General features: G+C 60.5%; 23 protein-coding genes and 1 riboswitch. Of the genes, 7 read left to right on the forward strand and 16 right to left on the reverse strand.

Going from position 1 to position 24,795, the window contains the following annotated elements; all coding sequences use genetic code 11:
• Positions 1–2: 2 nt before the first annotated feature.
• From pqqC to KB892_RS11555, 4 genes are all read right to left on the reverse strand, one after another.
• A complete protein-coding gene (gene pqqC / locus KB892_RS11540; RefSeq protein ID WP_004143685.1) occupies positions 3–758 on the reverse strand; it encodes a pyrroloquinoline-quinone synthase PqqC in 756 nt (251 codons plus the stop codon).
• Positions 752–1,678, reverse strand: coding sequence for a pyrroloquinoline quinone biosynthesis protein PqqB (gene pqqB / locus KB892_RS11545; RefSeq protein WP_004199996.1), 927 nt, complete (start codon positions 1,676–1,678; stop codon positions 752–754). The genes pqqC and pqqB overlap by 7 nt, the downstream gene beginning before the upstream one ends.
• A gap of 54 nt (positions 1,679–1,732) precedes the next feature.
• On the reverse strand, positions 1,733–1,804 hold the full coding sequence (pqqA, locus tag KB892_RS11550) for a pyrroloquinoline quinone precursor peptide PqqA (protein WP_002905689.1): 72 nt from the start codon (positions 1,802–1,804) through the stop codon (positions 1,733–1,735).
• Between the two features lie 136 nt (positions 1,805–1,940).
• Entirely contained in the window at positions 1,941–2,960 is a 1,020-nt protein-coding gene (locus KB892_RS11555) for a dipeptidase (RefSeq protein WP_004199994.1), read from the reverse strand.
• Positions 2,961–3,203: 243 nt separating this feature from the next.
• Here KB892_RS11555 and KB892_RS11560 point away from each other — a divergent pair, with 243 nt between their 5' ends.
• From KB892_RS11560 to KB892_RS11575, 4 genes are all read left to right on the forward strand, one after another.
• Complete coding sequence (locus tag KB892_RS11560; protein ID WP_004180015.1) at positions 3,204–4,196, forward strand: alpha/beta fold hydrolase; 993 nt, start codon at positions 3,204–3,206, stop codon at positions 4,194–4,196.
• Between the two features lie 86 nt (positions 4,197–4,282).
• Positions 4,283–5,023: a response regulator gene (locus KB892_RS11565; RefSeq protein ID WP_004199992.1), complete on the forward strand. Its 741-nt coding sequence runs from the start codon at positions 4,283–4,285 to the stop codon at positions 5,021–5,023.
• Positions 5,020–6,363: an ATP-binding protein gene (locus KB892_RS11570; protein ID WP_014343090.1), complete on the forward strand. Its 1,344-nt coding sequence runs from the start codon at positions 5,020–5,022 to the stop codon at positions 6,361–6,363. The genes KB892_RS11565 and KB892_RS11570 overlap by 4 nt, the downstream gene beginning before the upstream one ends.
• 102 nt (positions 6,364–6,465) lie before the next feature.
• Positions 6,466–7,656, forward strand: coding sequence for a cytochrome c biogenesis protein/redoxin (locus KB892_RS11575; RefSeq protein ID WP_004184155.1), 1,191 nt, complete (start codon positions 6,466–6,468; stop codon positions 7,654–7,656).
• 109 nt (positions 7,657–7,765) lie between these two features.
• Here KB892_RS11575 and KB892_RS11580 read toward each other — a convergent pair whose 3' ends face one another.
• The 7 genes from KB892_RS11580 to tenA all read right to left on the reverse strand — a co-directional run bounded on the left by KB892_RS11580 (position 7,766) and on the right by tenA (position 15,153).
• Positions 7,766–8,659, reverse strand: coding sequence for a LysR substrate-binding domain-containing protein (locus KB892_RS11580; RefSeq protein WP_004199988.1), 894 nt, complete (start codon positions 8,657–8,659; stop codon positions 7,766–7,768).
• Positions 8,660–8,852: 193 nt separating this feature from the next.
• Positions 8,853–10,334 (reverse strand): pyridoxal phosphate-dependent decarboxylase family protein, encoded by a 1,482-nt coding sequence (locus KB892_RS11585; protein ID WP_004217942.1) that lies wholly within the window; start codon positions 10,332–10,334, stop codon positions 8,853–8,855.
• Positions 10,335–10,343: 9 nt separating this feature from the next.
• Positions 10,344–11,729 carry a diaminobutyrate--2-oxoglutarate transaminase gene (locus KB892_RS11590; RefSeq protein WP_004199985.1) on the reverse strand — a complete coding sequence of 462 codons (1,386 nt, stop codon included), beginning with the start codon at positions 11,727–11,729 and terminating at the stop codon, positions 10,344–10,346.
• A 306-nt stretch (positions 11,730–12,035) separates the two neighbouring features.
• Positions 12,036–12,971 carry an ABC transporter substrate-binding protein gene (locus KB892_RS11595; RefSeq protein WP_004199983.1) on the reverse strand — a complete coding sequence of 312 codons (936 nt, stop codon included), beginning with the start codon at positions 12,969–12,971 and terminating at the stop codon, positions 12,036–12,038.
• A gap of 24 nt (positions 12,972–12,995) precedes the next feature.
• Positions 12,996–13,736 carry an ABC transporter permease gene (locus tag KB892_RS11600; protein WP_004143673.1) on the reverse strand — a complete coding sequence of 247 codons (741 nt, stop codon included), beginning with the start codon at positions 13,734–13,736 and terminating at the stop codon, positions 12,996–12,998.
• Positions 13,733–14,461: an ABC transporter ATP-binding protein gene (locus KB892_RS11605; protein WP_004180001.1), complete on the reverse strand. Its 729-nt coding sequence runs from the start codon at positions 14,459–14,461 to the stop codon at positions 13,733–13,735. The genes KB892_RS11600 and KB892_RS11605 overlap by 4 nt, the downstream gene beginning before the upstream one ends.
• Positions 14,458–15,153 carry a thiaminase II gene (tenA, locus tag KB892_RS11610; protein ID WP_004189951.1) on the reverse strand — a complete coding sequence of 232 codons (696 nt, stop codon included), beginning with the start codon at positions 15,151–15,153 and terminating at the stop codon, positions 14,458–14,460. The genes KB892_RS11605 and tenA overlap by 4 nt, the downstream gene beginning before the upstream one ends.
• Before the next feature lie 68 nt (positions 15,154–15,221).
• A riboswitch (TPP riboswitch) is annotated at positions 15,222–15,323 on the reverse strand.
• Here tenA and KB892_RS11615 point away from each other — a divergent pair.
• Together KB892_RS11615 and KB892_RS11620 are read left to right on the forward strand one after the other, a co-directional pair.
• A complete protein-coding gene (locus KB892_RS11615) occupies positions 15,324–15,452 on the forward strand; it encodes a hypothetical protein (RefSeq protein WP_014343089.1) in 129 nt (42 codons plus the stop codon).
• Between the two features lie 65 nt (positions 15,453–15,517).
• On the forward strand, positions 15,518–16,630 hold the full coding sequence (locus tag KB892_RS11620; RefSeq protein ID WP_004199977.1) for a DUF4056 domain-containing protein: 1,113 nt from the start codon (positions 15,518–15,520) through the stop codon (positions 16,628–16,630).
• A 37-nt stretch (positions 16,631–16,667) separates the two neighbouring features.
• On the opposite strand, the gene KB892_RS11625 is transcribed toward KB892_RS11620, so the two are convergent.
• From KB892_RS11625 to KB892_RS11635, 3 genes are all read right to left on the reverse strand, one after another.
• On the reverse strand, positions 16,668–17,840 hold the full coding sequence (locus KB892_RS11625; protein WP_004199975.1) for a Gfo/Idh/MocA family protein: 1,173 nt from the start codon (positions 17,838–17,840) through the stop codon (positions 16,668–16,670).
• 13 nt (positions 17,841–17,853) lie between these two features.
• A complete protein-coding gene (locus tag KB892_RS11630; RefSeq protein WP_004199974.1) occupies positions 17,854–18,777 on the reverse strand; it encodes a TIM barrel protein in 924 nt (307 codons plus the stop codon).
• A 192-nt stretch (positions 18,778–18,969) separates the two neighbouring features.
• Complete coding sequence (locus KB892_RS11635) at positions 18,970–20,010, reverse strand: LacI family DNA-binding transcriptional regulator (protein ID WP_004199973.1); 1,041 nt, start codon at positions 20,008–20,010, stop codon at positions 18,970–18,972.
• 397 nt (positions 20,011–20,407) lie between these two features.
• On the opposite strand from KB892_RS11635, the gene KB892_RS11640 reads away from it, so the two are divergent.
• Positions 20,408–21,664 carry a sensor domain-containing diguanylate cyclase gene (locus KB892_RS11640; protein WP_014343088.1) on the forward strand — a complete coding sequence of 419 codons (1,257 nt, stop codon included), beginning with the start codon at positions 20,408–20,410 and terminating at the stop codon, positions 21,662–21,664.
• A gap of 97 nt (positions 21,665–21,761) precedes the next feature.
• Here KB892_RS11640 and guaD read toward each other — a convergent pair whose 3' ends face one another.
• Together guaD and KB892_RS11650 are read right to left on the reverse strand one after the other, a co-directional pair.
• On the reverse strand, positions 21,762–23,072 hold the full coding sequence (gene guaD, locus KB892_RS11645) for a guanine deaminase (RefSeq protein WP_004199969.1): 1,311 nt from the start codon (positions 23,070–23,072) through the stop codon (positions 21,762–21,764).
• A gap of 101 nt (positions 23,073–23,173) precedes the next feature.
• Entirely contained in the window at positions 23,174–24,670 is a 1,497-nt protein-coding gene (locus KB892_RS11650; RefSeq protein WP_014343086.1) for an NCS1 family nucleobase:cation symporter-1, read from the reverse strand.
• Positions 24,671–24,795: the final 125 nt, after the last annotated feature.

A 24,795-nucleotide genomic window follows, 5' to 3' on the forward strand; every position in this document is an offset into this window, starting at 1 on the left:
GATTACACCAGTCGGGTCGTGTGCCAGGCCGCCTTGTCGGTGACCGTGTGATAGGGCGGGCGCTGCAGGGCATAGGCCATGGTCATGGCATCGAGCATCGACCACAGAATGTCGAGCTTAAACTGCAGGATCTCCAGCATCCGGTTCTGTTTTTCAGCGCTGTCACAGTAGGCCTTCGCCAGCGCCAGGCCATGCTCAACGTCGCGATTGGCCTGGCTCAGACGACTGCGGAAGTAAAAGTAGCCTTCCTCTTTGATCCATGGATAGTGCTGCGGCCAGCTGTCGAGGCGCGACTGATGGATCTGCGGGGCGAACAGCTCGGTCAGGGAGCTGCAGGCCGCCTCCTGCCAGCAGGCGCGACGAGCGAAATTGAGATAGGCATCCACTGCGAAGCGCACGCCGGGCAGCACGTGACGCTCGCTGAGCAGATCGTCGCGGCTCAAACCGACCGCTTCCCCCAGCCGCAGCCAGGCTTCAATCCCGCCGTCCTCGCCGTGGCTGCCGTCGTGGTCGAGGATCCGCTGCACCCATTTGCGCCGGGTTTGCGCATCCGGGCAGTTGGCCATAATCGCCGCGTCTTTCAGCGGAATAGTGGTCTGGTAATAAAACCGGTTCGCCACCCAACCCTGAATTTGCTCGCGGGTCGCGTCGCCGTTATGCATGGCGATGTGGTAAGGGTGGTGAATATGGTAGAAGGCGCCTTTAGCCCGCAGAGCCTCTTCAAAGGCCTGCGGCGACAGCGTGTCAGTGATCAGCATGCGGTATCCTGAAGGGTGATTGCCATCCCGTCCCAGCTCACTTCGATCCCCTGTTGCGTTAGCGCCTGGCGCTGGGGAGACTGCTCGTTAAGGATCGGGTTGGTGTTATTAATATGAATGAGAATTTTGCGTTTTGCCGGCAGAGAGGCCAGCAGGGCCATCATCCCGTGCTCGTCGCCGAGCGCCAGGTGGCCCATATCGCGGCCGGTATTGCGTCCGACGCCGGCGGCCTGCAGCTCGTCATCCTGCCAGACGGTGCCATCGATCAGCAGACAGTCCGCTTTTTGCAGCCACGGCAGAAGGGTTTCATCCGGCTCACCCAGCCCCGGGGCATAGAACAGCGTCTGCCCGTTGCGGCGGTTTTCGATAAACAGCGCCACGTTATGACCCGGCAGCGGCCGGTCGCGATACGGCGAATAGGGCGGCGCGTTGCTGGCGATAGGCACCGCGGTAAACTGCAAATCAGGACAGGCGTCAACGGTAAAAGGCTGCTGCGGAGCGATGGGATGATGCACCAGGCCGCCGTTCCAGTGCCGCAGCATGGTAAACACCGGGAAGCCGGTGGAGAGATCCTCATGAACCTCCGGGGTGCACCAGACCTGATGTGGGCAGCCTTCCCGCAGGCTCAGCAACCCGGTTGTGTGGTCGATCTGGCTGTCGGTGAGAATAATGCCGCCGATATGCGTTCCGCGCAGTACGCCGGCTTTATTTAACTCGGGGGTATTGGCAATCTGCTGGCTGATATCCGGCGAGGCGTTGCACAGCACCCACTCTTTACCGTTGTCGCTGACGATAATTGACGACTGGGTGCGGGGGGCAGCCTGAATGGTGCCATCGCGCAGACCCTGACAGTTGGCGCAGTTGCAGTTCCATTGCGGGAAACCGCCGCCGGCGGCGGAACCGAGGACTTTAATGAACATGAAGACGGACCGGGTAATGAATGAAGGTGCCCGCGCGAACGGCGGGCGGGGCGATTAACGGTTAGAAATGTACAGCGTCACTTCCAGACCGAGACGTAAATCGATAAAAGCAGGTTTCTTCCACATGTTTTGTTCCTCTTAAAAATGACTACAGGCCTCACGGATAATGGTGGATCTGTGACGGCTGCCGCATATTGCGCTTCACCGGGAGAGAGATCAACCCGGAATCTGTAAGGAATTAACTTTATGTTTACAATATAACCTATTGTTGCCAAACATTTTTTAATACCCGTAGCCAGTTACGCCACAGCAGCTTATCCAGCACCAATTGATCATAGCCGCTAGCGCGCAACGTATTGATAAGCCGCGGTAAGCCGGCCACATCGCCCAGCTCGTCCGGCAGGGTGATGCCGTCAAAATCCGAGCCAAGGGCCACATGATCCTCACCCATTATGTTAATAAGATAGTCGATATGCCGGACAATGGTGGTTAAGGGCGTGTCGCTATCGCGCCGGCCGTCGGCGCGCAGGAAAGCATTGCCGAAATTGACGCCCACCACGCCGCCGCTGTCGCGGATCGCCCGCAGTTGCTGGTCGGTCAGATTGCGCGGCTGCGGGCACAGGGCATGGGCATTGGAGTGGGTGGCCACCAGCGGTGACGTTGCGTGATGGGCGGTATCCCAGAACGCTTTTTCATTCATATGAGACACGTCAATCTGCATCTTCAAGGCATTGACCTGCTTAATCAGATCGATACCTGCCGCTGTCAGTCCAGGCCCAGTGTCCGGGCTACCGGGAAACGAACCGTTAACGCCGCTGCCGAAGCGGTTCGCAATATTCCAGAACGGACCAATGCTGCGGACCCCGGCGGCATAAAAGGCCTGCAGGTCGCGGCCCTCGCCATCAAAACCTCCGGCACCCTCAATATGCGCCACCATCGCCAGTACCTTATCCTCGCGGCAGCGCTCGATATCCGCCGCGCTCAGACACAATCTCAAGCGTCCAGCGGAGTGCGCGATAAGTTGCTTCAGGATGGCCAGTTGCTGCCAGAGGATATCGATCGGATCCCATCGTTGGCTGGCGTATTGCGGCGTCATACGGGCAATATATTCCTGCGGTGGCACGAATAGCGCGAATAGCCCGCCGGCAAATCCGCCTTGCAGCATGCGCGGATAGTCGAGATGGCCGTTCTCTATCCCGGCAAAGAAGGCGCTCACCGGATCCTCGCGATGGTGAAGCCAGAGATTCAGCAGCAGGTCATTGTGACCATCAAAAATCGCCATAGCGGGTTCCTGCGTTCTTAAGTGGTGAAAAATGCCTGCCACGGTAACGGATTTATCTCCCGGGGCAAGCATAAATTCACATGCCCGCAACAATTGCCAACCTCGACTTTGTATCACACTGTATCTCGCGGTGCTGCGCTGACATTAAGAGAGAAAAATGGCCCCGGTCGGGCACATGGCGGATACAAATTTCCGCTTTACTGGTCACGTACTCTCTTGATGACGATAAAAGGTGAGAAAACGATGAACAGATTATCCCTGATCCGCTATACCAGCGCCGTGGCGCTGGGGTTATCCACCCTGTGGTCCGCCGCCGTTTGCGCCGCTGAAGACGCGGGGGCGTTCGACAAGATCCAGCAGATCCGCGCCGGCGACCTGAATATTGGCTACGTGGATATCGGCCCACGCGACGGCCAGCCGGTGATCCTGCTGCACGGCTGGCCCTACGACATTCAGAGCTATGCCCAGGTGGCGCCGGCTCTAGCGCAGAAGGGTTACCGGGTGATCGTGCCGTATCTTCGCGGCTACGGCACGACCCGTTTCCTCTCCGCCAGCACGCCGCGTAACGGTCAGCCGTCGGCGATGGCGGCCGATATTGTCCATCTGATGGACGCCCTTAACATCAGGCAGGCGGATCTGGCCGGTTTTGACTGGGGCGCGCGCACGGCGGATATCGTCGCCGCGCTGTGGCCGCAGCGGGTGAAATCCCTGGTCTCGGTGAGCGGGTATCTGATCAGCAGTCAGCAGATTGGCGAAAAACCGCTGCCGCCGCAGGCTGAGCTGTCGTGGTGGTATCAATTCTATTTTGCCACCCCGCGTGGGGAGGCCGGTTACCGGCAAAACACCCACGACTTTGCGAAATTTATCTGGCATCAGGCGTCGCCGCAGTGGCAATTCAGCGACGCGACCTTTGCCAAAACCGCCCGGGCTCTGGATAACCCGGACCATGTGGCGATCACCATCAGCAACTACCGCTGGCGCCTGGGGCTGGAGAAAGGGGAAGCGAAGTATGCCGGCTATGAACAACGGCTGGCGGCGCTACCGCCGATAACCGTGCCCACCATCACCCTGGAAGGGGCGAATAACGGCGCGCCGCATCCGGCTCCCGCCAGCTACCGTGCCAAATTTACCGGTAAATATGAGCACCGGGATCTGCCGGGAGCTGTGGGCCATAACCCGCCGCAGGAGGATCCGACGGCGTTTGTGCAGGCGGTGGTGGACGCCGATCGTTTGTAACCCGCGCCTTGCCGGCGGCGCGACGTTGCGCTTCCGGCAACACGGCTTATGCTTGTGAAGAGTTTATTTTGCCCCAGGAGCAGCCTTTGGAGCGTATTGACCACATCCTGGTCGTCGACGACGACCGCGACATCCGGGAACTGATTGTCGACTATCTGGAAAAATCGGGATATCGCGCCAGCGGCGCGGCGAACGGCAAAGCCATGTGGTCGGTACTCAAAAACCATCAAATTGACCTGATTGTGCTGGATATTATGATGCCGGGAGAGGATGGCTTAACGCTCTGTCGCCAGCTGCGCGCTAACCCGCAGCAGGATATCCCGGTGCTGATGCTCACCGCCCGCACCGATGACAGCGACCGGATCCTCGGCCTGGAAATGGGGGCTGACGATTATCTGATTAAGCCCTTTGTGGCTCGCGAACTGCTGGCGCGCATCAAAGCTATTTTACGCCGCACCCGGGCGCTGCCGCCGAACCTGCAGATCACCGAGGCGGGCAGGCTGATCGCCTTTGGCGACTGGCTGCTCGACACTGCCGCTCGCCATTTGCTGGACGACAGCGGCGCCATCGTCGCCCTCAGCGGGGCGGAGTATCGGCTGCTGCGGGTGTTTCTCGACCATCCACAGCGGGTGCTGAACCGCGATCAGCTGCTCAATCTGACCCAGGGACGCGACGCGGAACTGTTTGAGCGGTCAATTGACCTGCTGGTGAGCCGACTGCGCCAGCGGCTACGGGAGGATGCTCGCGAGCCGGCCTACATTAAAACGGTGCGCAGCGAAGGCTATATGCTGTCGGTACCGGTCTCCATTCGCGAGAGGCATGAATGAGGTTCTGGCCCGCCTCGCTGCAGTCGAGGCTGATGGCGCTGCTGTTTCTGGCGCTGCTGCTGGCGAATACCTTAACCCTGTCGCTGCTGTTTTATGAGCGTATGAGCAGCGCTCGCAGCGTGATGCTGGGCAATCTGGCTTCCGATGTCGCCACCAGCGTGGCGATCCTTGACCGCCTGCCGGCCGCTGAGCGCCCACAATGGCTGCCGAAGCTGGCGCGCGGCAATTATCGCTATCTGCTGGACGCCGGGGAGCGCGGCGATTACCCGGACAACTGGCGCGCCCGGGACGCAGCGCGCTCCCTGCAGGAGGCGCTGAGCGCGCAGTATCCGGTAAGTATTGTGGCGATCCCCGGCCCGCGGCAGCATATTCAGGCCCATATTACCCTTCACGACGGCGCGCCGTTGACCCTCGACCTGTGGCCGAAACTACCGGCCATCGCCCGCTGGCTGCCGGTGGTGCTGATCGCTCAGTTTGTCCTCCTGCTGGCCTGCGCCTGGTACGCGGTTCGCCAGGTATTGCTGCCCATCTCCCGCTTTACCCACGCGGTAAATGCCCTGGAGCCGGCCAGCGACACGGCGGGAACTATGGCCGAGCAGGGGCCGGAGGAGGTGCGTCGCGCCGCTCGCGCGTTTAACGCGATGCAGGCGCGCATCCACGATCATCTGCAGGAGCGAGCGCGGATCCTTGCCGCCATCTCCCACGATCTGCAAACCCCGATAACCCGAATGAAGCTGCGGGTGGAGATGGCCGACCAGCCGGAACTGCGCGATAAGCTACTGCAGGATCTCGACAATATGACCCGTCTGGTGCGGGAGGGCATCGCCTTCGCCCGCACCTCGCAGCCGCTGGAGGAGGCGCGACAGCGGCTGAATCTCGATGCGTTTCTCGACACCATCGTCTGCGATTATGCCGATGTCGGCCGGCCGGTCCAGTTTTGTCCCGAAGAGACCGCCGGGGTGGTGTGGATCCCGCCGCAGGCTCTGCGCCGGGTGATGACCAATCTTATCGATAACGCCTTGAAATTCGGTACGACGGCCACGGTAACCCTGACCCGTGACGCCGTGGGGGATATCACCCTTCATGTGCTGGATGAGGGGCCGGGGATCCCCGAGGCCGCGCTGCAGGCGGTGCTGCAGCCGTTTTATCGCCTGGAGGACTCGCGCAATCGCGATACCGGCGGCACCGGCCTGGGGCTGGCGATCGCCGCGCAGCTGGTCAGCCAGATGGACGGCGCGCTGCGCCTGGCCAACCGCCCGCAGGGCGGCCTGGACGCCAGCGTTCGCCTTGCCGCGGCGGGATTGTATCCTGATGTATCTTCGGGGAAAACGGATAACTAAGCCGACAATTCTCCCCCTTTCCCGACACATTCGCCTTACATGGCCTTGCTGTAATGTCGTGGCTGCCACTTTCGGCAGCGATGGCATAATGAGGAGAAGGCGATGTCGATATTAATTGCATTTTTGGGCGGGATGTTAACTCTGCTGAGCCCCTGTACGCTGCCGGTGATCCCGCTGCTGTTCGCCAGCGTCCGGGGCCGCCGGGGGCAGCTGGCGATCATGCTGGCAGGCATGGCGCTGATGTTCGGCGCTGTCTCCTGGCTGGTGACGGTCGCCAGCGGCTGGGTGGTGAATCTGACCCTCGCAGGCCGCGGTCTGGCGCTGGCGTTCTTCGCCCTGGTCGGGCTGAGTCTGCTTTCGCAACGCGTCGCGCAACGGCTGACCTCACCCCTGGTAGCGTTGGGGAATCAGCTTAACGATGCCAGTTCACGCCAGCGCGGCTGGATCGGTTCTCTACTGGCCGGGCTGGCGGTGGGCCTGCTGTGGGCGCCGTGCGCCGGGCCGGTATTGGGAGCGATACTTAGCCTGGGCTTTGTGCATCCGGGGCAGGCGACTACCGGCGGCTTGCTGCTGGCCTACGGCAGCGGCGGGGCGCTGATGTTATTCCTGCTGGGGTGGTGCGGGGCGGCGTTGATCGCCAGATTGCGTCGCGGACAGGCGTTCGGCGAACGGCTGCGCCGGTTGGCAGGGGGGGCAATGCTGGCCTCGGTGGCGCTGATCGCTAGCGGCGGCGATCGCTATCTGCAAAGCGCTGGTGGACTGAGCCAGGCGCTGGAGCAGCGGCTGGCCGCCCGTCTGCCGCAGCCGGAGCAAAAGACCAGCCTCCAGCCGATCGCCGCGCCGCAGCCCAGCAGCGCGATGCCCTCTCTGGCGGGGGGCAGCGCATGGATCAACAGCCCGGCGTTAACTCCGGAGCGTCTGAAGGGCAAAGTGGTGCTGGTGGATTTCTGGACCCGGGAGTGTATCAACTGTCAGCATACCCTGCCTTACGTGCGCGACTGGGCGAACAAATACCGCGCGGCGGGCCTGGTGGTGATTGGCGTTCATACCCCGGAATATCCCTGGGAGCGTTCGTTGCCCCTGCTGCGCCAGGCGGTGAAGGACTGGCGGATAACCTACCCGGTGGTGGCGGATAATGAGTACGCCATCTGGAATGCCTTCGGCAATCAGTACTGGCCGGCGCATTACATTTTCGACGCTCGCGGACAGCTGCGTTATACCGCCTTCGGCGAAGGGGATTATGCCCGCCAGGAGCAGGTGATCCAGCAGCTGCTGCAGGAGAGCAAAGCCTGACCCGCGGCGCAGGCGTCTGGCGGACGGAACCCTCCAGCCCTTATACCCATTGCCGGGCGGCGCTGCGCTTGCCCGGCCTACATCAGCGCGCAGGGATGGCGTGACAGTGTCACCTGTTGAGCCATCCCTGCAGGGCCTCGGTCATCAGTTCGCCGAGCAGCGCCACGGCGGCGGAATGGTGTTCCTCACGCGGGGTTTGTCGCAGGCTGACGGCCAGACTTCCTGGAGCTGGCAGGAGTCCTCCTGCGGGGCGCAGGTTGCCTGGCATGCCGATGCGGGTGCGTATCGTCAGGCCCAGCCCGGCCTGCACCGCCGCCCAGATGCCGCTCAGGCTGTGGCTGACGAACACCACCTGCCAGGGGATCCCCGCGGCATCGAGACAGGCAATGGCGCGGGAGCGCATCAGGCACGGGCTGTCGAACATCACCAGCGGCAGCGGCTCGCCGGAGACCAGCAGAGCGCGAATATCCAGGTCAGGATGCGCAATCCACGCCAGCGGGCAGAGGCCCAGCCCGGAACCCTGATCTTCGGTTTGCCACAGCAGCGCCAGATCCAGCGCCTCTTCCGCCAGCGCCTGGCGCAGCGGACCATTGCGATCCACCCTGGCGACTATCCGCACCTGCGGATGATGCCGTTTAAATTGCCCGAGGATCTCCGGCATCAGCGATTCGCCAAAATCTTCCTGCATACCAAGGTGGATCTCGCCGGTGAGCCGCTCACCCTGCAGCGCGCGCAGGGTTTCATCATTGAGCGCCAGCAGGCGTCTGGCGTAGCTCATCAGCTTTTCGCCTTCCGCGGTGAGCACCAGATGGCGCCCCTGTTTGGTCACCAGCGCCGCACCGCACTGACTCTCCAGCTTTTTAAGCTGGGCGCTGACCGCGGAGGTGGAACGCGACAGGCGCAGCGCTGCCTGGGCGAAACTGCCGCACTCCATGCCGGTCACAAAGCTGCGCAGGGCGTCGAGATCCAGCCCTGGTAAGCGTTTCTCCATCATCATCCCCATTTTCAGGACGTTTATCCTGAACGTTGTTATTTTCGGGATAGTACTGTGGCATCGCGAGGGGCAGGGGTCAACGGGCCCTGCGAAGAGAGCATTAGCGGTGCGGAAAGAAATAAAAAAAGCCGATAAGGACATTATCGGCTTATTGCAGGCAAGGCTGACAGCGGGGCGGCAGGCGCCGCCTCGCTAAGGCAGGTTATTGCGCCAGCAGCTCCTGAGCGGTGCGCTCCACCAGGTTCAGCAGAACCTTCACGTCATCCAGCGTCACCACCGGGTTCAGCAGGGTCAGCTTCAGGCAGGTAACGCCGTTGTGCTCGGTTACGCCGACGTTAGCGCGGCCGGAGGCCAGCAGGGCGTCGCCGACGCGCTGGTTGAGCAGCGCGATAGCCGCCGCGTCGCTCCCGGCCATCTGCGCCGGACGGGAACGGAACAGCACGCTCGCCAGCTGCGGCTGCATCACCAGCTCCAGCGTCGGCTGCGACTTCACGTACTCCGCCACGTTTTTCGCCATCGTGACGCCGTGATCGATGATCGCCGCATACTGTTTCTGGCCCAGCGCTTCCAGACCCATCCACAGCTTCAGCGCATCGAAGCGACGGGTGGTCTGCAGCGACTTAGACACCAGGTTCGGTACGCCGTGTTCTTCATCGAACTCGGAGTTCAGATAGGCCGCCTGATAACGCATCAGCTCGTAATGGCGCGCGTCCTTCAGCAGGAATGCGCCGCAGCTGATGGTCTGGAAGAACTGCTTATGGAAGTCCAGGGTAACGGAATCCACCAGCTCCAGACCGTCAAGGTAGTCGCGATACTGCTCAGACAGCAGCAGGGCGCCGCCCCAGGCTGCGTCAACGTGCAGCCAGATCTGATGTTCCGCAGCGATACCGGCGATGTCGCGCAGCGGGTCGATAGCGCCTGCGTCGGTGGTGCCGGCGGTGGCCACGATCGCCATGATCTGCTCGCCGTTAGCCTGCGCTTGCGCAATCTTCGCCTGCAGGTCGGACACGTCCATCCGCGCGAATTCGTCGGTTTTCACCAGCGTTACCGAGCGGTAGCCGAGGCCCATCAGCGCCATGTTCTTCTGCACCGAGAAGTGGGCGTTTTCCGAGCACAAGACTTTGTACTTGCGGATATCCCCCGGCAGCCCATCCTGCTGGATGGAGTGCCCCTGACGGGCGAAGAAGGCGTCGCGCGCCAGCATCAGGCCCATCAGGTTGCTCTGGGTGCCGCCGCTGGTGAAGACGCCGGCGTCGCCCGCCGGAAAACCGACCCGGGCGCGCAGCCATTCGATCAGCTTCATCTCGATAATGGTTGCCGACGGGCTCTGATCCCAGGAGTCCATGCTCTGGTTGGTGGCGTTAATCAGCACTTCCGCCGCCTGGCTAATCACCAGGCTCGGGCAGTGCAGGTGCGCCACGCACTGCGGGTGATGCACCGACAGGCTATCTTTCAGGAAGTACTCGATCGCACGATCAATCGCCGCCTGGTTACCCAAACCCTGTTCGTTAAATTCAAGGGAGATACGCTCACGCAGCTCGTCAACGCTTTTCCCCTGATACATCTCAGGTTGCTTCAGCCACTGCACAACGGCCTGGCTGGTCTGCTCGATAACCTGCTGATAGGCTTCAACGCTCTGCGCTGAACCAGCAAGAATCGGATTCAATGTGGACATGGCGGTCACTTACTCCACTCAGACCGGTTTTACGCCGGCGGCCAGCAGGGCCTGTTCAAATTTGTCGAGGAACACGTCCAGCTCCGCGTCGCTGATCAGCAGGGACGGCAGCAGGCGCAGCACGCAGCCGTGACGACCGCCACGCTCGAGGATCAGGCCCGCTTCGAAGCATTTCTTCTGCAGCAGGGCAGAGAGTTCGCCGTCAGCCGGGTAGCAGCCCATGTGATCCTGCGCTTCGTTCGGCTTGACGATTTCGATACCGATCATCAGACCGAGACCGCGAACGTGGCCAATCACCGGGTAGCGTTTCTGCAGCTCGGCCAGTTTACCTTTCAGCCACTCGCCCTGGGCGGCGACTTTGTCGGCGATCTTGTTGTCGCGCAGATGACGCAGGGTGGTCAGGCCGGTGGCCATCGCCAGCTGGTTGCCGCGGAAGGTGCCGGTGTGGTGACCCGGTTCCCAGGCGTCGAACTGCTTTTTAATGCCCAGCACCGCCAGCGGCAGCCCGCCGCCAACCGCTTTCGACATCACGATGATGTCCGGCTGAATACCGGCGTGCTCGAAGGCGAAGAATTTACCGGTACGGGCAAAGCCGGCCTGCACTTCATCGACGATCAGCAGAATGCCGTGCTCTTCGGTCACTTTGCGGATGCGCTGCTGCCACTCGACCGGCGCCGGGTTCACACCGCCTTCGCCCTGAACGGCTTCAAGGATCACCGCCGCCGGTTTACGGACGCCGCTCTCCACGTCGTTGATCAGGTTTTCGAAGTAGTAGGTCAGGGCTTTCACGCCGGCTTCGCCGCCGATGCCCAGCGGGCAACGATACAGGTGCGGGTAAGGCATGAACTGGACTTCCGGCATCATGCCGTTAACCGCCGCTTTCGGCGACAGGTTGCCGGTGACGGACAGCGCGCCGTGGGTCATCCCGTGATAGCCGCCGGAGAAGCTGATCACCGCGGTACGACCGGTGTATTTTTTCGCCAGCTTCAGCGCAGCTTCCACGGCGTCAGCGCCGGACGGGCCGGTGAACTGCAGGCAATATTCTTTCCCTTCGCCCGGCAGGCAAGAGAGCAGGTATTCGGAGAAGCGATCTTTTAACGGGGTGGTAAGATCGAGAGTATGTAACGGCAAGCCGCTGGTAATGACACTTTGGATGCTCTGCAATACATCAGGGTGGTTGTGGCCCAGAGCGAGAGTACCGGCGCCCGCGAGGCAGTCCAGGTACTGTTTGTTATCCGCATCCGTCAGCCACACGCCTTCGGCTTTAGTGATAGCCAGCGGCAGCTTACGCGGGTAACTCCTGACATTCGATTCGAATTCGGCCTGACGGGCCAAAAAGGTTTCGTTGTTTGCGTCTAATAAATCGGCACGTAAAGTATCAATACGGACTTTATCCGTCATCATATCACTCCCACAACCAGCATTGCGGTTGAACGCTGGTTGAATAATTGGTGTAAGAAATTGAATTGGCATTCATAAAGCGCGCACAATATATGGCTTTTTAAATCCGCATTCAACGTTTTATTGATTGCGCTATTTTGACGTTATTCTTACCAGGGGCAAAATTAACGTAACTCGCTGAATTATAATAGAACAACACTCTGTCACTATAACCCTTTAAAGTGTAATTATTAGTGAGAAAGTCTCTATATTTTTATTGCCGCTACGTTAAAGCGCTGACGGAATGCCTTCCGTCAGCGATAGCAAGACTCAATGCAGTTCCACCGCATAATTTGTTAAAGGTGTAACTTTTTTCACCAACTTATTGTTATATAAAAACTGTTCGTAAGTCTCGTAGCGCGGTTTATCCAGCGCTGCCGGATCGGTGGCGAACAGGGGCACGGTTTGCAACCACGCCTGGTGGTTGAGTTCGGTCCTAAGCTCCGGGTGGGCGGCGGCGAACGCCTCCCAGCTCTTCTGCGGATGGGCGCGCAGATAGCCCACTCCCGCCTGCAGGGCGGTGAGGAATTTACGGATCTTCGCCTCATGAATTGCGTCGCGATGGGCGACAATCACCAGCTCGTCATAGGCCGGCACGCCGTAATCTTCGACGTTCATCACCACCGGCGTTTTGCCCTGCAGCTTCAGCTCCTGCGCTTCTATATTACGATAGCCGCCGATAACCGCGTCCACCTGGCCGGCCAGCAGGGCGCTGGTCAGCTGGAAATTGACGTTCACCAGTTTGATGCTGGCCGGATCGATCCCTGCATGTTGCGCCATGGTCGCCAGGGTGGCCTGCTCAATTCCGCTGACCGAGTAGCCCACCTTCTTGCCTTGTAGATCTGCCGGGGTTTTGATCTGCTTATCCAGGGCGATAACCGTATTCAGCGGCGAATTAATCAGAGTCCCTACACGCACCAGCGGTAACCCTTCGTCAGCGAAGAAGTGCACCTGCGGCTGGTAGGTGATGGCCAGATCCGCCTGACGGGCGGCCACCATGCGCGGAGGCAGCGCGGGATCGGAAGGGGGGACAATCCTGACGTCCAGCCCCTGGGCCTTAAAGGCGCCGATCTGCTCGGCCACCATAATCGGCGCATGGTCGGGATTAATGTACCAGTCCAGCACCAGCGTCAGCGGTTCATTGGCCAGCGCGTGGCCGCTGAACAGGGCCGTCAAGGTTGCCCCGGCGAATAGCGACTTTTTCATCTGTTTTCCTTTATTACGTCATTCTTATTCCGGCGACCAGTCGATCAGCCGGTGTAGCAGGGTATCTACCGCCAGCCACAGCAGGAGGGTCAGTAGTACTAAAATAAACAGCGCGGCGAAGCAGATATCGGTTTGCAGTCGCGCATTGGCGTTGAGCATGACGTAGCCCAGCCCCTCGGCGGAGCCGACCCATTCGCCGATGATCGCGCCAATGGGCGCCACCGCCGCCGCCATGCGCAGGCCAGAGCCCAGCGCCGGCAGGGCGGCCATCAGGCGGACATGTCGCAGTTGAGCGCCGAAGGAGGCATTCATGCTGCGCGCCAGATCGAGATACTCCTGGTTGACCCGCCGCAAGCCATCAAAGAAGGCGGAAGTCACCGGAAAGAAAATCACCAGCACCGCCATCGCCACTTTGGCGCTCATGCCAAAGCCCAGCCACAGCACCAGCAGCGGGGCGAGGGCAAAGACCGGGATCGCCTGACTGGTGAGCACCAGCGGCATCAGCCAGCGCTGCAGACGGGGGGAGAGGATCATGCCCAGCGCCAGGGTGACGCCGAGCGTCACGCCCAGCGCCAGGCCGCTCAGGATCTCACTGAGCGTGATAAGCGTATGCCAGCCGAGATAGGCGCGATTAACCCATAGCGCCTCGGCGACCGCCATCGGGGACGGTAAAAGAAAATGGGGAATGCCGCTGCGGCTGGCCAGACCCCAGAGGAGCATCAGCCCGCCGAATACCATGCCGCCGCGCCAGAGACGTCCAGTCATGGTTGGGCCCTCATCAGCTGCTGCAGCAGGGCGGCCTGGCCGATCAGGAGATCGGGCGCGTCCGGCGCGCGCGGAGGTGTGCCGGCGAGGTGATGGCTATCATCAATGTCGCCGTCGGCCGCCGAGAGGACCAGCAGGCGGTGGCTCAACCGGCAGGCCTCCTGCGGATCGTGGGTGATAAGCACCACCGTGCGACCGGCCAGCAGGGTGGCCGCCAGGGTCTGAATGCGCGTACGGGTGAGGGTATCCAGCGCCGAGAAAGGCTCATCCATCAGCACGATGGGTCGATCCTCATACAGCGTGCGCGCCAGCGCGGCGCGCTGACGCATACCGCCGGAGAGAGTCGCCGGCCGGGCGTCGGCGCAGGATGAAAGCTCAACCTGTTCAAGCAGGGCGGCGACCCGGGCACGATCGACTTTTTCACCGCGCAGCCGCGCGCCGAGGGCGACGTTGTCCCTAACGCTCAGCCAGGGGTAGAGCAGATCTTTCTGCCCCATCCACGCCAGACGGCCCTGAATCGGTTGCCCATCGCTGGCGACCACTTCTCCGCGGGTGGCGGGCGCCAGACCGGCCATCACCCGCAGCAGGCTGGTTTTGCCGGCGCCGCTGGCGCCGAGCAGCGACACCCACTGCCCGCCGGGGACCGTAAACGACAGGTTGTCGAACAGCCGACGGTCGCCGACATGCAGGCTCAGGCCACGGACCTCAATACCCGGCGCCGTCACGCCCGGGTCTCCGCCGCGGCGTTGAGGCCCATCTGCCAGAACTGCGCCTCAAGGCGGGTGGCGGTGGTGAAAATCTCGCTCAGCTCAGTGATTCGCGCCTCGCTCCCGCGCTGCTGCCACACCGTTTCCAACAGCGCCAGCGCGGCGCTGACGCCCTGCAGATAGCCTTCATCGCCATAGTTGCGGATCCATGAGGCGTAGGGGTTATCGTCCAGTCGGGTGGCGGGATGTTGCAGCAGGCCGAGACCGATTTCGGCGTAGCCCGCGACGCAGGGCATCAGGGCGACCAGCAGATCCAGCGCGTCACCCGAGTGGCCAATATCCAGCACATAGCGGGTATAGTTGAGAGTTTCGGGGGCTTCAGGTTGGGCGGCCATCTCCGGTTCGCTAATCCCCCACTGGGCACAGTAGCCGACGTGCAGCGGCAGTTCGTTGAGGATGGCATTCATCGAGGCGGCCGCGGCCCGCATCTCCGGCAGCGTGCGCAGTTTACTCACCAGCAGCGCGTAGCTGCGGGCAAAGTGAATCAGAAACAGATAATCCTGGGTCAGATAGCGACGAAAGGCGTTTTCCGCCAGCGTCCCAGAGGCAAGTTGCTGGACGAAAGGATGCGCCACATAGCGCTGCCAGTCAGCGGCGGCCAGCTGGCGTAAACGGCCGTAAAGACCTTGGCTAAAAGCGGGAACGATCACAGGACCTCCATTTATTCAGGGGAGATCCGGGCGTGCAGGGGTGTGAACAGGCAATGGCGGTAATGCTGGCAAAATTGCCGACCCGTCCCTTCGCTGGCATGACCCAGATCAGGTTCAAAGGGTTCGGCTTGCGCCATCTCAGCCCTCACGGGACACCCCTCGGTAGCGCTATGTTATACGACATTCACCTTTTGAATACAATCACCGCGCCACCTTGCCGCAGGATGATGGTAATGGGGGATAGCCAGCGCTTTTCCGCGCGCAATAGTTTCTTTGTCGGCGCTGAATACCGTTTTTAACTAAAACCGCAGGCGCTATCTGCCGGTAAGATGCGCGCACTTTTATTGCTGTGGAGAGGCTGTTGATGTGTAAAGCCTTCTGGCTATTATTCGCGCTGGCGCTGGCGCTGCCGGCGCTGGCGCAGGATCCGGTGCTACCCGCCGTGACGGCGATCCATACGGCGCCCACCCTCGGTGAGCTGCCGCCGCCGGAGTCGCTGCGACCGTGCTGCGCTTTTGGTTACGACCTGCACGTGCGCGCGGCGGGCATTCCGATCCCGATGTACCAGATCGGTAATGTGTTGACTCTGGGTACGCTGGGTAAGCACCATTACAACGACAGCGCGTTCGGTGCGGTGAAAAATCTGCTGGGGCTCAGCGAGGAGAAGAACGGGCTTATCTATACCCGCCGCGGCGGGTTTATTGATATCGCCCATGTGCGCGATACGGCGGACAACACCTTTTATCTGTTCAATCGTATTGCGCCGACGCTGGGCCAGGCGGGGCGGATCTTCTACAGTGAAGAACTGGGCGTGCGCCGCGTGCAGCTGAATGCCTTTACGCCGCCGGCGGGCGTCAGGCAGCGCTATCAGCTGGCTGCCTGGCTCGCCGGGCATCTGGCCTTCGAAATCGCCCAGTGGCATGAGATCGCCCAGTGGTATGGCTTCCAGTCGGTCCCCGGGTTTTCCGAAGAGATTTCCGCTTTTTCGCCCGAGGATCTCTACTCCAATTTACTGGGCGCGAGGCTGGCGATTAATGTCATCCTCAGCGGCCACGGCGGTTCGCTGGAGGATTATAACCAGGCCATGGATGCGGCGCTGAAACAAGTGCTGACCCGGCTGCTGGTGGCGACGCGCGGTGAGACGGAAGCGATGTTTCAGCAGATCGACGGCGACTGGTGGAACAGTCACCGGCGGGTGCCGGATAAGTTTCTGGTACTGAAGCGTAACTACGATCTACAGGAAAACCGGCTGCCGACGCCGGTCCCATTCGAAACCATGCCGCCGTATCGCCTGACCATGCCGGAGCAGGTCGGGGGATTCCGCTTACGCGACCTCGGCGAACTGCAGATCTATCCAGGGCACGATATGCAGGCATTGCCGGTTCCCGCGCAATACTATGGCGCCGGAGCGTTCCAGGGGCTGGCGGACCGCGCCCATGAGGCGGATAAAACCCAGCTGGCGCGGACAGAAAAATAGCCGTAAAGGCTCAGGACGAACGCCCTGAGCCGGCGAGTTAGCGGAAGTCGACCCAGTAGGCGCCGTTGTCGGCAGAACGCACGCAGTTTTCCACCCAGCGGACGCCGAACGCCCCGGCGCGGGCGTCCGGGTACCAGAAGTCGGCCAGCAGCGCCTCGTCGCGATGGTCGGCGGCATCCATGGCGATGGCGAAGCGGCGATAGAGATTCGACCATGCCTCAAACAGGCCCTCGGGATGGCCGCCGCCGATGCGATCATCCTGACGCGCCAGCGGATCGAGATAGTCCATACCGCGCTCGAGGATGCGCACGGGTTCGCCCTGGATTTCGTAGCGTAGCTGGTTGGGCTGTTCATCCCACCATTCGAGACTGGCTTTTTCACCGATGATTCGCACCTTTTGCCCGTGCATCGAACCGCAGTTGACGGCGGAGCTCCACAGTGAGCCGATGGCCCCGTTGTCATACTCCATCAGTACATGGGCGTTATCTTCCAGCGGCGCGCGGCTTTTGACGAAGCTTTGTCTGGCGCACATCAGCCGGGTGATCTTCAGCTGCGGGGCCATGGTTTCGACCAGAAACAGCGGATGGGTGGCCAGGTCGCCCAGCACATAGCTGGGGCCGACGAAGCGGGGATCGACCCGCCAGCGGGTACTGGCGTTTTCCTGTTCCACCGGCTGGGCGTGAAAACCGTGGGCAAACTGCATATTAACGATACGGATATCGCCCAGCAGCCCGTCGGCGATCATCTGCCGGGCCTGCAGGATCAGCTGGTGCCCGGCATAGCCGTAGGTCACCCCGATGATCTTGCGCCGCCGCTGGCTGAGCGCCACCAGCTCGTCAGCTTCCTCGCTGCTGAAGCACAGCGGCTTTTCGCACACCACGTGCAGCCCGGCCTCCAGCGCGGCCCGGCAGATGGCATAGTGGGTGTTATTTGGCGTGGCAACTGACACCGCCTGAATGCCGTCAGGCCGGGCAGCCTCGCCGCGGAACAGGCTTTGATAGTCGGCGTAACAGCGGTCGGGATCCACCCCCAGCCGTTGGCCGAACTGGCGTCCGCGCTCGCCATCAATATCAAAGGCGCCGGCCAGCAGCGTGAAGGTGTTATCGCGCAGCGCTGCAGAGCGGTGAATATAGCCGATCTGGCTGCTGCCGCCGCCGCCGACCATGCCCCAGCGCAGGGTGCGGTCGAGAGGTTTTAAACCGTTAATCATGTCGTGCCTCCTGTCAGAATCCGACGTCGCGCAGATAGCGCAGACTTTCCGTGACCGCCTGCAGGCTGCCTGCGGCATGGCGCGGGTCGCGCTCTTGTTCAATGGTTATCCAGCCCTGATACCCCCGGCGGGCAAGAAAGTCTTTGATAGCCGGATAGTCAATGGCGCCGCTGCCGAGCGGGCACATCACCCCTTCGGCGCAGGCAGTGAAGAAGTCGATACCTTCATGGATAGCGCGCTGATAAACCTGCGGGTCGACATCCTTGAAGTGCAGATAGTCCAGGCGGTGGTAATAGCGATCCAGCCAGTCGAGCGGATCCATCCCGGCGTAATAGAGATGTCCGGTGTCCAGACACAACCCGGCGACGTCGTGCGGGATATCGTTGGCCAGCCGCTCGATCTCATCCGCGAATTCAATGCTGCCCCCGGCGTGCGGATGGATAACCGCCCGCACACCGTACTCCTGCCAGGCGAGGGTGCTAAGGGCGATAATGTGCTCCATCATGCGCTGCCAGTCTTTGTCATTGAGGCGCGGAGCCAGCGCGCCGCGCCCGGCAAAGCGCGCCCGTTCGGGGTTGCCGAAGTCGATAATCACCAGATAGGGCGGCTGGAAAGGGCGGCCCGGGATCGGTTCGGCAGCGGCTACCTGCGACAGATTGCGGCAGATTTGATGGGTCAGCGCCACCAGGGTGGGGAAATGGGCCTCGCTCACCAGATCGTCAAAGATCGTGCCGGCGACCAGCGACAGCTGATGCTGCTCCAGCGCCGCGCGCAGGCTGGCCGGATCGGTGGGGAGATAACCCCAGGGGCCGAGCTCAATGCTGCGATAGCCAGCCTGCGCCGCCTCCTTAAGCACGGTAGCCCAGGCAGGGAGGTTAGGGTTTTTCGGGTCATCGACGCCCCAGCTGCAGGGGGCGTTAGCGATAGGATGTGTCATGTCGGCTTCCTTTTTCATACAAGGGATGCCGCTGAGTATTGAATAAAGATTTCATTGTCAACAATGATGGAATTTTGATTTTATGATAATCATCATTATTTTAATTGATGGCTTTTTTGATAATTTTTTATCAAACCGAGAGGTGGCGCGGTCCGCCCGATAACCGTCTCCGCTGGAGACGGAGCCGAAAATTTACATATTTTCTTTGGTGATGATATCGAAAGGCTGAGGGAGTGAAATCACCTCGCTATGGGGGCGTGAAGCGGCGTCCGCCATGGCGCGCAGCGTAACGGCGGCAAACTCATCCAGCCGGTGGTTAAGCATGATGTCGATGGTGCCATCGATCAGGGCCAGTTCACTGTCGCTGAGCGGACCGTGGCAGACCAGAGCGATCTCCTGCTGACGGCCGCTGTCGCGCAGCGCGTCGACGATCCCTTCGACGCCGCCGCAGGGGGCGTAGATCGCCTGCAGGGCCGGGTACTGAGTCAGCATCTGTTCCGTCACGGTCCTGGCGATATCCGCCCGTTCATGACAGCGAACCGGCTCAAGGATCTGTTGCCCCTTGCCCTGTTCTCGCAGGCAGGAGCGAAAGCTGATCTCACAGCTTTCCTGGCAGGTAAAACGATTATCGCCAATGATAATGCCAATTTCGCCATTCCCCCGACATAAGCGCTCGATAAACCAGGCGGCTGTGCGCCCGGCTTTATGATTATCGAGGCCGATATACCCGCTGCGCTGGGGGACCGATAGATCGGAAAGCAGGGTGAACACGCGCACGCCGTGGGCGGCGGCCCGGGCCACCGCGTGGCGAATCAGCGGGTGATCCAGCGCCACCAGGCCGAGCACCTCCACTTCATCGCTGAGTCGGTGAATGGCCTGAGCCATCGCTTCCACCGCATCGATGGCAAAATGCAGTATCACCGGCGCCTGGCCCGCCGGTAGCCATGGGGCAGCCTCGCGCGTCAGCGCCCGGGCCAACGGCAGGTAGAAGGAGTGGCTCTCCTGCAGCAGGATAAAGCCCATTCTGATCGTGACCGGCGCTTTGCCGGCAGCCAGGCGATAGTGGGGCTGCTCGAGGGTAAAACCCAGCCGGCGGGCGGCCTCCAGCACGCGCCGCGCCGTGGACTCTTTCACCGCCGCGCGCTTATTGAGCACCCGGTCGACGGTGGCTACGCCGACGCGCGCTTCACGCGCAATGTCGGCAAGGGTGATTTTAGTGGCGATTTTTTTCAAGGTAATTGTCGCTATGAATGAGCGTAATGATAGAAACTATCACGGTTAGCCTGGGCAGAAAAGCGACTCTCTGCCCGCCCTGGCCTATGCCGTTGCGCCTGCCGGGTAACCCTGTTGGCGATGCACACTCTGTGATCAAAAGCGACTACCCGTTCTGGCATTGCTGCTATGCTGTTGAAATAAAATTATTATTAAAGGCAGCATCGCTTCTGTTGGTTAAACTGCGCGCAAAGTCACCCTCAGAGGGCTTTACTGGGCGCATAACCGACTATACTTGGCGCGCTCGCGCGTAATTGCGGTTTCTCGGTGTCTATTTTGCTTTCACTTTAAACCAGCGTTGGGGCTGCACAGCGTTAAGTGCCGTTCCGCGCCGGCAGTGGGTCGGTTTGGGGCCTGTATGTTATTAAAAGAGCTGGCTGTTTTTGAGGTCTTAAGCACCCCGATATGGGTAGTTCATCCTTTTAACGAAAGGGTGGTCTATGCCAATCAGGCTTCCCGGACATTGAGCGGCGAGATGTCGCTCAATGAGATGCGTAACGGTATTTATTCCACCTGTCCGGAAACGCAACTGCAGCACTACCTTCGCTATCTCGACACCATGAGCGAGATATTCGAAGTCTGGACGTTACCCACCGCCAATGGGTTGCAGTCGGTGTATTGCAAAACCACCCTGATTGATACCGAAGACTGTGGTTGCTTGCTGCTGTTTGAAGCGGTGAAGCTGCTGGCGCAAAATCAGTCGATTCATACCGGCTCCCGCCGCTACCAGCGGCGTAACAATGGCTTTTTCGCTCGCTTTTTTATGACCAATACCGCGCCGATGCTGTTGATCGACCCTCATAAAGATGGCCGGATTGTCGATGCCAATATTGCCGCGCTACGTTTTTATCATTATTCCGATGAGGAAATGCGCACCAAACATACCTGGCAAATAAATACCCTGGGCCGGGACGTCATCCCCATTATGAATAATATTGCCAATCTGCCTGGCGGTCATAAACCGCTTAATTTTACGCATATTCTGGCTGACGGCTCGCTACGCCATGTCCAAACTTATGCCGGGCCGGTGGTGCTGTATAATATTCGACTGATGCTATGCATCATTCACGATATCACCGAAGAAGTGCATCTGAAAAAAGAGCTGGAATTTTCCGCCGCCCACGATCCGTTAACCGGCTTGCTTAATCGCCGGGAGTTTCACCGTCTGGTTGAGGCGCCAACTTTTATCCCCCGGGGTTATTGTCTGCTGTTAATCGATATCGATCATTTCAAGAGCATTAATGATATTCACGGCCATCAAAAAGGCGATGAGGTCCTGCTGGTGCTCTCTCGTATTCTGGAAACGTCGGTCGACCGCGAAGATAAAATTTATCGCTGGGGTGGAGAAGAGTTTCTGCTTTTTTTGCCCCATTCGCCGATCGGCCGCGCGCTGATACTGGCGGAGGGGATCCGCCAGGCGGTTAGCGAATACCAGACGCTGTCGGTGACCGTCAGCATCGGCGTAGCTGAGCATCATGACGGCGAAACGGTTGAACAACTGTTTTCCCGCGTCGATAAAGCGCTGTATGCGGCAAAAAATGACGGGCGTAATCGGGTCTCGCGCATGCCTTTTGACAGCTCTGAGCGACGGCGCAGTAGAGATGGCGCCGCCTGAATAAGCCCCCGCCTGTAGTGGTTAGCCTGCGTTAAGGTGGCAAACAAGGTATGGTGCGTTTTCTCGTTCTTTTCAGGAAGTGGGACTGGCTGAGGGGTCAATCCTGACACCACACCCGCTCGCCGTTCACCCACGTCTCGCTGATATTGCGTTCATCACCCAGGGTCATCAGCACGAACAGCTGCTCATAAATGTCATGGCAGCGGCCTATGCGCAGGCGCTGCAGCGGGGTGACCGCCGGGTCAATCACCACAAAATCCGCCTCTTTGCCCGGCTGGAAATTGCCAATTTTCTCCTCCAGCCGCAGGGCGCGCGCCCCGCCGAGGGTGGCGTGATAGAAGGCCTCGCTGGCGCGCAGGCGATAGCTCTGCAGTTGTCCTACCTTGTAGGCCTCGCCCAGCGTCCGCAGCATGCTGAAGGTGGTCCCGGCTCCGACGTCGCTGCCGATGCCCATCCGCACCTGGTGCTGCCAGCAGGCGGGCAGGCGGAACAGCCCGCTGCCGAGAAACAGATTCGACGTCGGGCAGAAGGCGACTGCGGACCCGGTGTCATGCAGGCACTGCCACTCGGCATCATCGAGATGGATCCCGTGAGCGAAGACGCTGCGTTCGCCGGTGAGCTGATAGTGATGATAGACATCCAGGTAGCGCGCATGCTCAGGCCACAGCTGTTTAACCCAGGCGATCTCCTCCCGGTTTTCACTGAGATGCGTCTGCAGCCAGGTGTCGGGAAACTCGGCCCGCAGGCGCTGCACCGCCTCCAGCAACGCCGGAGTCGAGGTGGGGGCAAAGCGCGGGGTGATGGCATAGCCCAGCCTGCCGCGCTGATGCCAGCGGCGGATCAACGCCCGGGTCTGCTCGTAGCTCTCCCCGGCGGTTTCGCACAGGTAGTCGGGCACATGGCGATCCATCATCACTTTCCCGGCGATCAGGCGCATATTGAGGCGCAGCGCTTCGCTGAATAACGCCTCCACCGATGCCGGATGCAGGGTACAAAACACCAGCGCGGTGGTGGTGCCATGGCTTATCAGCTGATTTACAAAAAACTGCGCTATCTCCTGGGCATACTCCGCATCGGCAAACTGGCTCTCCACCGGGAAGGTGTAGGTGGTGAGCCACTCCAGCAGCTGTTCGCCAAAGGCGCCGATCATCTCGGTCTGCGGATAGTGAACGTGGGCATCAACGAACCCCGGCAGCAGCAGCTTACCCCTCAGATCGACATAGCCCTTCAGGGGATGCAGAAAGGCTTCCCCCTCCTGCCATGGCAGCAGGGCGATAATTTTCCCCTCCTGCAGGAACAACAGGCCATCATCGAGATAGCGGGCCTGGGCGGCCACCTCATCCGGGGTCTCTGCCACGCCGGCGATATCAAAAAATGCACCGCGCACAGCGGTCTGGTAATCCATCATCGAACCTGCCTTCTCTTAACGCTCTGGGAATAGTGATAAACAGCAAGATTGGTGCCAGTTTGCAGCCTGCCGCGGCCAGACGCCGCGGCAGAAGGGGAAGGTTACTCTTTTTGCGCCACCGCGCCGGAGCGGAAGGCGGCTTTCGCCTGCACTTCGCGCTCGTCGCGAGCCAGCCAGCGGTAGGTGGTGGCGCCGAGGAAGACGCCGATAAACCAGCTGAAGTTCGCCACTTCATGCAGGGCCGGAATAAAGCTGATAATCAGCCCCAGGCCCACCGACGGCAGCAGGGCGGCAATCGCTTTCGGGTTAAAGCCATTGCGGTACCAGTATTTACCCTGCGGCGTATCGTCAAACAGATCGTCCACTGACACCCGGCCGCGTTTGATCAGGTAGAAGTCGGCGATCAGGATGCCAAACAGCGGGCCAATAAAGGCGCCCAGCACGTCGAGGGTATAGTGGATCAGCTCCGGGGAGTTAAACAGGTTCCACGGCGTCAGGAGTATCGAGCCCACCGCGGCAATCATCCCGCCGGTACGGAAGCTGATTTTCTGCGGGGCGCAGTTGGAAAAATCGAAGGCCGGCGAGACGAAGTTAGCCACGATATTGATGCCGATGGTGGCGGTGATCATGGTCAGCAGGCCGATGGCCACCGCCAGATCGTTACCCACGCGGCTGACGGTTTCGATCGGGTCGGTGATCATTTTGCCAAACAGCGACTGGGTGCCGGAGACAATCACCACGGTAACCACCGAGAATAGCAGAAAGTTAAACGGCAGTCCCCAGCGGTTACCGCGGCGGATCTCGCCCATGCTTTTGCCGTAGCGGGAAAAGTCACCGAAGTTAAGCAGCGGCCCGGAGAAGTAGGAGACCACCAGCGCCGTGGCGGTGATCATCTGCCAGGTCTGCTCGCCGGCGCTCAGGGATTTGCTGGCGAGGGTAAAGGAGATACCGTCCAGACCAGTCTTGTATACAATCCAGCCGGCCAGCGCCAGCATCACCACATAAACCGCCGGACCAGCGATATCGATAAAGCGTTTGATGGCGTTCATGCCATGCCAGAACACCATCGCCTGCAGCAGCCACATAGTGGCGAAGCACAGCCAGCCGAGCGTTGATAGCCCGAGAAAGCTGCTGCTGGTCAGCGAGGCAAGGAAGGGCCAGAACTTGAGCAGGACCAGCATCAGGGCATTCGCCGCCAGATAGGTCTGAATACCGTACCAGGCGAACGCGATCAGCCCGCGGATCACCGCCGGGATATTGGCGCCGAAGACGCCAAACGCCTGACGGCAGATAACGGCGTATGGCACCCCGGCCATCTGGCTCGGCTTCGCCACCAGGTTGGCGCACAGCTGCACAATACAGATGCCCACCAGCAGGCAGAGCAGAACCTGCCAGCTGGCCAGCCCAAGCGTAAAGAAGCTCGCCGCCACTACGTAGCCGCCCATGCTGTGCACGTCCGACATCCAGAATGAAAAGATATTGTACCAGCTCCAGTTCTGGTCGTGGGTCGGCGCCAGATCGTCATTACATAGCCGCGGACTGTAGCCGGCGGCCGCCTTGTGAGTCTTCGTCTGCTGCGTGTGGGATGAATGTGGCATGAAACCTGCTCCTCTGAATGAAAACCCTTTGATATGGATTGCCGAGGCTATTGCAGGATCCAGGCCAGAATGATGAATCTTGTATACAAAAATTAAATTTTATGTATACGATCTGCTATCGATAA

It is taken from the genome of Klebsiella sp. P1927, assembly GCF_018204675.1.
In the GTDB taxonomy this organism is placed as follows: Bacteria; Pseudomonadota; Gammaproteobacteria; order Enterobacterales; family Enterobacteriaceae; genus Klebsiella; species Klebsiella pneumoniae.